Annotated in this window: 1 protein-coding gene; it reads right to left on the bottom strand. The window is 67.0% G+C overall.

The features are described 5' to 3' along the window. Positions 1–81: 81 nt before the first annotated feature. Positions 82–1,425 carry an IS1182 family transposase gene (locus GV027_RS20035; RefSeq protein ID WP_159513407.1) on the bottom strand — a complete coding sequence of 448 codons (1,344 nt, stop codon included), beginning with the start codon at positions 1,423–1,425 and terminating at the stop codon, positions 82–84. Between the last annotated feature and the right edge of the window lie 79 nt (positions 1,426–1,504).

The following is a 1,504-nucleotide window of genomic DNA, read 5'->3' as shown; positions in this document are numbered from 1 at the left end:
CGAGACCGTTGAAAAAGGCCTGCGCGAAATCGGCGTGGCGGATGGCTGGTGACGCCGGACACCGGAGGATGCGCCGCGTTATCAGGCTGGCGCGGCCTGCCGGGCGAGCAGCTGAAGGTTGTATGCCGCGGCGGCCATGGTGAACTCCTCTGCGGCTCCTGACAGGCCCCGCAGCTTGAGCGTTCGTAGCCCCAGGTTGCGTTTCAGGTGGCCGAACACGCGCTCGATCCGCTGTCTTCGACGCCGTGCGTGCACATAGGCGTCGGTGCCGGCAAGGGCGCGCACGGTATCGCGGGCTTCCTCGCTGACGAGCCGGGTGACACCCCGCTTCGGACCGATGGTGCATTGCGGCTTCAGCTCGCAGGCGGCGCAATCGGCCGGCCGGCTTCGGTAGACGCGCACCTGCTTGGTCCGGTTGGTGCCGCAATAGCCGAGCAGCTTGTCCGCCGGACAGCGGTAGGCATCCGCTTCCCGGTCGTAGCGGAAGGCATCCCGGGTGAAGAAGGCGTCCCGCTGGCGGGTCCGGTCGATGACCGGGATGTATGGCGTGATGTTCCGGTCGATCAGCCAGCCGAGCAGCGGACCGCTACCATACGCCTTGTCGGCCGAGAGACTGGCGGGTTCGATGCCCAGCCTGGTGCCGGCGCGTGACACCAGCGTCCGGGTCGCCGCCACTTCGGCTGCAAAGCGGGCGGGCGTCGCCTCGACATCGAGGATGCAGTCGGTGTCGAGATCGAGCAGGGGGTTGATGGCGTATGCGTAGCGCGCCGGTCCGTGCTTGCAGGTGAGCGCCGCCTGCGGGTCGGTCGGCGAGATGCTGGTCGGATCGACAGGCGCCGGTTCGTCGGGGTCCGGCGGCAACGCGGCATCGAGCGCTGCCAAATATTCGGCGACGGGTCGCGATATGCTTTCCCCGGCACGAAGCTCGTCTGCGGCGTCGGCCCCCTTCAGCTTCTTCTCGCGGCTGGCGTCGGCCATGATCGTGCTGCCGTCCACCGCCAAGTCGCGCCCCGTTACCAGCCCGGCCGCGGCGCACCGCGAGACTACCTGCTCAAACAGCAGGCGATGCAGGTCGAAGGCGCGGAAGCGGCCGTGCCGGTTCTTGGAGAAGGTCGAATGGTCGGGCACCCGGTCAGCCAGATCGAGCCGACAGAACCAGCGATAGGCGAGGTTGAGGTGCACCTCCTCGCACAAGCGGCGTTCCGAGCGAATGCCGAACAGGTAGCCGATCAACAGCATCCTGAGCATCAGTTCCGGATCGATCGAGGGCCGCCCGCCCGTGCTGTAGCTCGCCGCCAGCGCCTCGCGCACGAAACCGAAGTCGAGCAGCCCGTCGATGCGTCGAAGCAGGTGGTCGGCAGGCACATGATCGTCGAGCCGGAACCCGTAGAACAGTGCGCCTTGCGCCACCTGCCGACCCATCATGTCCGTTATCCCCTACCGCCTGATAGGAGTGAATCACGCCTCCAGCCCCTTCGCAAGCCGCCATTTTTCAACAGTCTCG

The organism is Sphingomonas sp. T1 (assembly GCF_902506585.1).
GTDB lineage: Bacteria > Pseudomonadota > Alphaproteobacteria > Sphingomonadales > Sphingomonadaceae > Sphingomonas > Sphingomonas aerolata.
The sequence above is the reverse complement of the archived record's forward strand: the minus strand, read 5'-3'. Positions and strand labels throughout refer to the sequence as shown.

Coding starts and splice junctions, on each gene's coding strand:
- GV027_RS20035 (WP_159513407.1), bottom strand. CDS start 1,425: ATGATGGGTCGGCAGGTGGCGCAAGGCGCACTGTTCTACGGGTTCCGG.